This window comes from Streptomyces sp. NPDC051940, assembly GCF_040680895.1.
Taxonomy (GTDB): domain Bacteria; phylum Actinomycetota; class Actinomycetes; order Streptomycetales; family Streptomycetaceae; genus Streptomyces.
On sequence record NZ_JBFAXR010000231.1, the window covers coordinates 1 to 6,401 of the forward strand.

Genomic DNA, 6,401 nt, shown 5'->3' on the forward strand with positions numbered 1-6,401 from the left:
GGCGACAGGGCGCAGGGCGCAACCCCAGCCCGTCCGGCGTTTGAGGACGAGCGCCGCAGGCGCGATGCGGGCGCAGCCCGCAAAGGGGGCCCGGGGGCGCAGCCCCCGCAGCGCAACGCAACATGCAGCCCGGCCGGCGCCTGAGGCCGAGGCGCGCAGCGCCGATACACCGGCGCCCAGGCAACAGGGCGAAGAGCGCATCCCAGCCCGTCCGGCGCCCAGGCACGAGGGCGAAGAGCGCATCCCAGCCCGTCCGGCGCCCAGGCATGAGGGCGAAGGGCGCATCCCAGCCCGTCCGGCGCCTGAGGACGAGCGCCGCAGGCGCGATCGCGGGCGCAGCCCGCAAAGGGGGCCCGGGGGCGAAGCCCCCGCAGCGCAACGCGACATGGAGCCCGTCCGGCGTTTGAGGACGAGGCGCGCAGCGCCGACAAGCCGGCGCCCCGGCGCCAGGGCGAAGGGCCCAATCCCAGCCCGGCCGGCGCTTGAGGCCGAGCGCCGCAGGCGCGAAAAGCGGGCGCAGCCCGCAACGGGGGCCCGGGGGCGGAGCCCCCGCGGCGGAAGGCGACGGCAACGCCGAAGGGGCGCAGCCACAAAGGCCACGCCCCTCGACGTCACACGTCAGTTGTGCCCGAAGCGCTTCTCCTTGTGCTTCTGGGTCTTGTGCGTCCCCCCATACTCCCCGGAGGTCATCGCACTCACCTTGTCCTCCGCGGGCCCACCCATACCCGCACCCTCCGAGCCCCGCTCAGCCTGCGTATCCGCCGAGCGCTCGGGCTCACCGTCGTGTATCCGGTTCCGGTTCTTGCGTCCCATCAGGACTCACCGACCCTCGTAGTGCTCGGGCGCCTGCGCGTAGTCGTCCACCTCAGGCGAAGCGTGCGGCGGCGGCGCCGCCGAGGCGGAGGACCGCTCGTCGAACGGCTGCTGCGATGCCTGACCGCTCGAGTCGACCGCGTACTTGTCGGTGTGCTCGTGCTGCTGCTGCTGGTTTCGGTTCTTCTTGCCCTTACCCATTCTGGATCTTTCCTTCACTTCGCGGGTCCCCCCGCGCAAGCCACCGTCGCACGCCCCGCAGTTCATCGCATTTCGGACAATTACCCTCCGTGTACAGACCACGCCACGCCGATGATCCGCGAGCGGCTGATAACCCCCCGCCAGTCGGGCAGACTCGAAGACAACCCCGCGTACCCCGCCTCCGGAAGAGGGTGACAATCGTGGACCGCTGCGTCGTACTGGTGGACGCCGGCTATCTGCTGGGCGCCGCCGCGAGCCTGCTGGCCGGTGAACCGTCCCGGTCCCGAATCAGCATTGACCACGCCACCCTCGTCCAGGGGCTGCGCGACCGCGCGGAGGCCGACACGGGCCACCCGCTGCTGCGCATCTACTGGTTCGACGGCGCCCCCGACCGCGTGCCCCAGCCGGAGCACCGCCGGCTGCGCGTGATGCCCCGGGTCACGGTCCGGCTGGGCGCCCTCACCCGAAGTGACGGCCGATGGGCCCAGAAGGGTGTAGACGCGGCGATGCACGCGGAGCTCACGGAGCTCGCCCGCAACCGCGCGTGCTCCGACATCGTGCTCGTGACCGGCGACGGCGATCTGCTGCCGGGGATGATGTCGGCGAAGGAGCACGGTGTCGCCGTACACCTGTGGGCCGTACAGGCCGCGGACGGGGACTACAACCAGTCGGAGGACCTGGTCGCCGAGGCCGACGAGCGCCGGGTGCTGGACCGCGAGTGGATCACCCGGGCCGTACGGGTGAAGGACCTGACGGGCGTCTGCGCCCCGGCGCCCGCCCCGCGGCCGGAGATCGCGGCGATCCTGGCCGCGCCGCTCCCCTCGACGGCGCCACAGCCGGAGCCCGCGCAGAACGGCGTGGGGGCGGCCGAGGCGTCCGCCGTACAGCCCGCGAAGGGCGTGCCGACGCCGAAGGACCTCGCCGACCTGGGCCGCCCGTCGATGCCGGAGGCGCGGACCGCGCCGGCGGCGACGCTGCGGTGGTCGTCGGACCGCGGCTGGGTCGAGCGGCCCGGCGGGGAGCCGCCGGAGACGGCCGGGCTGCCCACGCTGGCGCAGCTGACGACGGCCGAGCAGCGGTGGGCCGACCGGGAGGAGGACATCACGGCGATCGGCGGCGATCCGTACGAGGTGGGCCAGGTCTTCGCCCGGCGCTGGATCGAGCGTCTCCCGGACCAGTCACACCTCCCGCTGCTGGCGGCCCAGTACCCCCGGGTCCCGCACCGCATCGACGGCGAACTCCTGCGCTACGCCGCACGCTTCGGCCTGCTGGCGCACAAGGACGACCAGATCGACGAACACGACCGCTACGCGATCCGCGCGGGCTTCTGGCGCGAGATCGACATCCGCACGGCGGTGGAACACGCCCCCGCAACCACCGAAAGCTGAGTGCCTCCGTGGGGGCAGGGCGCTCCCGTAAGGCGGATCGGCGGGGGCTTCGCCCCCGGACCCCGTGGGAGCAGGGGCTACGTAAGCGGGCCCAGCACCGAACTTCGCCGGGGAAGCTTGGGCCCCCGGCAGCACACCCCACCTGAGGGGGTCCACCACCGAGCCGAGGGCACCCACCCGAAAGCCCACCCCAAGCCGGAGGCCGCCCTCACCCGAAGGCCCACCCCAAGCCGGACGCCGCCCTCACCCGAAGGCCCACCCCAAGCCGGACGCCGCCCGCATCCGAGAGCCCCACCCCGAATCCGAGACCGCGCCCTCGCCCAAGAGCCGCCCCAAGCGGTAAGCCGCCCTCACCCCTGCCCAGCAGCCCCGCCCGGGGCCGTGCCCGGCGCCCCGCCCGGGGCCGTGCCCGGCGCCCCGCCCGGGGCCGTGCCCGGCGCCCCTCCCGGCGCCTCTCCCCAGCCCTGCCACTGGCCGGGGGCCACCGGCGCCGGCTGCGGGTCGCGGGGGCCGAAGAGGCCCGTGAGCACCAGGTGCACGAGCATCGCCGCCATCGGCCACGCCAGCAGCGCCGTCTTGGCGCTGAGCTGCAGCGGGGCGTCGAAGATCTTGCCCTCGCCGACCTGCTTGGCGTGGGCGATCACGTCGTCCGTGGGACCGAGCCACTCCCCCACCTGCCACGCCACCAGCGCGCCGAGCAGCCCGCCGACGGCCAGCGCCGCGACCAGCGGCACGCCGCCGCGGCGGCGCCAGAGGAAGACCGCGAGCGCGGACACCGCCCCGAAGCCGAGCCCGACCAGCGCGAACGTCCCGTCGATGGCGACGGCGTGCTCGGCCTCCGAATCGGCGAGCAGGACGTTCCCGTCCCGGGCCACCAGCGGCACGCGCGGCGCCAGCTGCACCCAGAGGAAGCCGGCGAGCAGCCCGCTCACCGCCAGCGCGAGCGTCACCAGCAGCGCACCACGCACCTCGGAGCGCACGAGGCCGCCCCCCTTCGACGTGGGGTCACCGGAGTCCTGGGCCCACGGCTGCTGCCAGGGGCTGGGGGACGGCTGGTCCTGAGGCGTCATCGGCGCGGTCACCCTGCCATGGTGCCAGGGCCTCGTCGGGCGTCGGCCCTCAGGTTGCCCGTTCGGGTGTGTTGAGGACGGTCGAGGGATCCGTCACCGTACCGCCGCGCGGCGGAACGCCCAGGTGGCGACCCCCAGCGCGAGCACGCCCGTGCCCGCGCAGACGCCGAGGTCCGCCACGACGGCGGCCCAGTCGGGCGCCGGCCCGTACGTCCGGGCCAGGGCCTCCACCCCGTACGTCGAGGGCAGCAGGTCCCGCGCCAGGGCCACCGGCGCGGGCATGCCGGAGGCGGGGATGACGCCCAGCAGCAGCGCGGCCGACATGCCGAGCTGGCCCGCCAGCGTGGCCAGCTCCTGCCGGGGCGCGAGCAGCCCCAGCGCGGCGCCGAGCCCGGCCAGCGCGGCCCCGGCGAGCGGGATGACGAGGGCCAGCACCCACAGCCGCGCGACCGGCAGGTCGAAGAGCACGCTCCCCGCCACTCCCGTGACGACGGTGCCGGGCACGGTGAAGGACGCGTAAGCACCGGCCGCGCCGAGCACGACCGCGGCGGGCGGCACGGGCAGCGTGGCGTAGTGGTCGAGCCCGCCGTGGGCACGCAGCTGCCCGAAGTACTGGGCGAGGAGGTTGAGCGCGACGAACGCGACGACGAGCACCGTCGACCCGGCGACGACCGCCCGCGCGTCCTCGCTGCCCGCGTCGACGACCCCCCGCATCAGGACCATGATCCCGACGGACTGGAACGTCGCCACGAACAGCAGCGGGATCCGCGAGACCCGCGCCCGCGACAGCTGGGCCCGGTACACGGCGCCGAGCGCGGGCCACAGCCCCGCCCGGGGGGCGAGCGGCGCGGCGCCGTCCTCGTCGGCGACCGCCACCGACGGCACGACCACCGCCTGAGCACTGACCGAGGTCACGCTTTCACCAGCCCCTCCGTCCGCCCGCCGAGCGCGAGGTACACGTCCTCCAGGCTCGGCGTGGCCAGCGTGAAGTCGTCGAGGGCCGCGAACGCGGGCCCGCCCGTCACGGCCGCCACGGCGGCGCGGGCCTCGTCGGCGCCGAGCCGCAGCGTCCAGCGCCGTCCCGTGGCCTGCGCGCGGGCGGCCAGCGCGGCGACCTCCGCCAGCTGCAGCGGCGGCGCCTCGCGCCATACGAGTTCCACCCGTACCTCGCCGTCGACCAGCGCGCGCAGCCCCGCCGGGGTGTCGCAGGCGATGACGCGGCCCTGGTCGAGCACGGCGACCCGGTCGAGCACGGTCTCGGCCTCGATGACGTTGTGCGTCACCAGCACGACCGTCACGCCCTGCTCGGCCCGCCGCCGGTCCACCGCGGCCCACACCGCGCGCCGGGCGACGGGGTCCATGCCGGTGGTCGGTTCGTCCAGTACGAGCACGGGCCGGGGTCCGGCGAGCGCGGCGCCCACACAGGCGAGCCGCCGCTGTCCGCCGGAGAGCTTCTTCAGCGGGCGGGTGGCGATGGATCCGAGCCCGAGCTCCTCGATCACGGCGTCGCGTTCGGCGCGGGCGGTGCCGGGGGCGAGCCCGCGCAGCCGGGCGGTGGTCTCCACGGCCAGCGAGACGGTCAGCTCGTCGAGGGCGGTCGACTCCTGCCCCAGATAGGCGAGCAGCCGCGCGGCCCGCTCCGGATGCCGTACGAGGTCGTGGCCGAGCATCGAGACGCTGCCCGTGTCCGGCCGCATCAGCCCGGTCAGCTGTCGTACGAGGGTGGACTTGCCGGCGCCGTTGGGCCCGAGGAGTCCGAAGATCTCGCCCTGCCGTACGTCCAGACTCACCGCGTCCACGGCCCGCACCTCGGGCACGGCGGGCCGGCCGCGCCGGGCCTTGCGCCCGGGATACGTCTTGACCAGGTCACGCACACGGCAGGCGACGCCGGTCGGCGTACGAACTGCTGCGCCCGCGACGCCGGTACCTGTGCTCACGAGTTACGAGGGTACGCTGTCCCGGTTTGCGGCCGTGTCACCCCCCGGCCTTGCGCTCGCGAGAGGGCTGGACGGCTCCCACTCCCTTCGGTATGACCTCGTCATGTCGAAGAAGACACGCAAACGGAAGTGGCGGATCCGCAAGGGCAAGTCGAACCACGGCCGCCGCCCGGCGTAGCGACCGAGGTCGCCCTGGCGGCGGCCCTACCTGCGGGCGATCGGCGCCACGACCGCGCCGGTGAGCTTGGCGAGGTCGTCCGGTGACAGCTCGACCTCCAGTCCGCGCCGTCCGGCGGACACGCACACGGTGTCCAGCTCCGCGGCGGACGCGTCCAGCACGGTGGGCAGCCGTTTGCGCTGCCCGAGGGGCGAGATGCCGCCGCGCACGTACCCGGTGGTCCGCTCGGCCGCGGCCGGATCGGCCATGGCAGCCCGCTTCCCGCCCACGGCGGCGGCGAGTGCCTTGAGGTCCAGCGACCCGGCCACGGGTACGACGGCGACGGTCAGCTCGCCGTCGACCTCGGCGACCAGCGTCTTGAAGACCCGCGCCGGATCCACGCCCAACGCCCGGGCGGCCTCCTCCCCATAGGACGCCACACCCGGATCATGCTCATACGCACGCACACTGAACTCCACCCCGGCCCCCTCCAACACCACGGTCGCCGGCGTCCCCCCACCCTGCCTCTTACTCTTCTTAGCCACGCCGCCGACCCTACCGATCGCTCCGCGCCCAGGAACGACCGCCCGGCACCGCCCCCAGGGGAAGCCCAATTGCCGAGGGAAGCAAGCCTGTCGCACAAGGCGAGGACGAGGCGGGGCGCGCCGACTGAGCAGCGGCGCCCAGAGGTCAGGACGAACCCAAACCCCGCCCGCCCAGACACCAGGGCGAAGGTCGCACCCCAGCCCGCCCAGGCACCAGGGCGAAGGTCGCACCCCAGCCCGTCCGGCGCTTGAGGACGAGCGCCGCAGGCGCGAAAAGCGGGCGCAGCCCG

6 protein-coding genes are annotated in these 6,401 nt (G+C 74.7%); 1 reads left to right on the top strand and 5 read right to left on the bottom strand.

Annotation, left to right across the window (positions count from 1 at the left end; all coding sequences use genetic code 11):
- Positions 1-819: 819 nt before the first annotated feature.
- Complete coding sequence (locus AB0M28_RS39460) at positions 820-1,014, bottom strand: hypothetical protein (protein WP_365415503.1); 195 nt, start codon at positions 1,012-1,014, stop codon at positions 820-822.
- Between the two features lie 200 nt (positions 1,015-1,214).
- Between AB0M28_RS39460 and AB0M28_RS39465 the strand changes: the two genes are divergently transcribed.
- Entirely contained in the window at positions 1,215-2,402 is a 1,188-nt protein-coding gene (locus AB0M28_RS39465; protein ID WP_365415505.1) for an NYN domain-containing protein, read from the top strand.
- Positions 2,403-2,752: 350 nt separating this feature from the next.
- Here the strand turns inward: AB0M28_RS39465 and AB0M28_RS39470 are convergent, their stop codons facing one another.
- The 4 genes from AB0M28_RS39470 to ybaK form a co-directional block, all read right to left on the bottom strand.
- Positions 2,753-3,484, bottom strand: a complete 732-nt coding sequence (locus AB0M28_RS39470) for a hypothetical protein (protein ID WP_365415506.1) — start codon at positions 3,482-3,484, stop codon at positions 2,753-2,755.
- 81 nt (positions 3,485-3,565) lie between these two features.
- Positions 3,566-4,363 carry an ABC transporter permease gene (locus AB0M28_RS39475; RefSeq protein ID WP_365415512.1) on the bottom strand — a complete coding sequence of 266 codons (798 nt, stop codon included), beginning with the start codon at positions 4,361-4,363 and terminating at the stop codon, positions 3,566-3,568.
- Between the two features lie 20 nt (positions 4,364-4,383).
- Entirely contained in the window at positions 4,384-5,409 is a 1,026-nt protein-coding gene (locus AB0M28_RS39480; protein WP_365415508.1) for an ABC transporter ATP-binding protein, read from the bottom strand.
- Positions 5,410-5,613: 204 nt separating this feature from the next.
- The gene (ybaK, locus tag AB0M28_RS39485) at positions 5,614-6,111 is read right to left on the bottom strand and encodes a Cys-tRNA(Pro) deacylase (RefSeq protein WP_365415510.1); all 498 of its coding nucleotides are present in this window, start codon (positions 6,109-6,111) and stop codon (positions 5,614-5,616) included.
- Positions 6,112-6,401: the final 290 nt, after the last annotated feature.